At 74.8% G+C, this 1,113-nt stretch carries 1 pseudogene; it reads right to left on the bottom strand.

What is annotated here, in order from left to right:
- Positions 1-1,113 (bottom strand): annotated as a pseudogene (locus AC1D01_RS35920) (hypothetical protein); the annotation flags it as partial.

Here is a 1,113-nt window from a genome sequence, read left to right as displayed (position 1 = left end):
GGCGCGCAGCGCGCTGTCGACCTTCAGCCAGCCGCTCTGCACCAGGCCCACCAGCAGCGGCACCAGGTTGACCGGCTGGCCCTCGACCGAGAGCTTCAGGCCGAGCCGGAACCAGTCGCCGCCCGGCTCCTGCTGCAGGTCGACGGTCCAGTCGTCGGCCTCGTGCAGCTCGAACGGAAAGTCGTCGTCGACCTCGACCAGCCAGCCCTGCTCCTTCAGCCGCGGCACCTCCTGCGTCAGCAGCTGCGGCCACTGGTCGCGCTGCTGCGGCACGAAGATCATCGGCTGGCCCTCCAGCGAGACGCCGTAGCCGGCGCTGACGATGCGCCCGCTGCCGAAGCTCGACTGCCGCTGCATCGCTGCGCCTGCCGCAAGGCTCCACGGCCGCAGCCGCAGCGGGTCGGCCATCGTGCGCACCGCCACCGCCTCGGCGTCGGCATCGCGGTCGAAGCGCGTCAGCTGCGAGGTGGTGGCACCGCTGACGCGGGTCGCGTCGAGGAAGGTGGTCTCGGCCGGGGCGGCGGGCAGGTGGTAGTCGACCGGCGGCATGCCCGGCACGCGGTAGCGCAGCAGCAGCTGCACCGAGGCCTGGCGCGGCGCATGGTCGCTGACCAGCGGGCGGCTCGCGCGGGTACCGAAGCGCTGGTGCAGCATCGCCTCGGAGGCCGCATCGACGCAGGTGCCCAGCCGCAGCACCGGCACCAGCGGCAGCGTGCCGAGGTTGCGCAGCGCGCGCGCCTGCTCGTCGGGCACCGGCAGCTGCAGCCCGCGCTGCGCGGCCAGCTCCTGCAGGCGGTCGGTGAACGACGACAGCAGCTCGGCCGGCACCGGCGGCATGCGCGTCAGCCAGTCGATCACCGGCGCCTCGGCGGGCACGCCCCGCAGCGCGGCCGGCCGCAGCGTCAGCCCGCCGAGGTCGATCGCCTGCGGCTCGGGCAGCATCACGATGACCACCGGCTCGTCGGCGGGGCCGCGCCACTGCGTGTGCCAGTCGCCCATCTCGTCGGCGAACCAGTGCAGCGAGACCGGCAGCGGATCGTCGATGCGCTGCGCCACCGCGCCGGGCGGGTGCGGCAGCTCGCCGAGCAGCGGCGGCACGATCCACGCCCGCCC

It is taken from the genome of Rhizobacter sp. P3_B12 (assembly GCF_056402895.1).
Note: the sequence above shows the minus strand (reverse complement) of the source record. Positions and strands in the feature narration are given on the sequence as shown.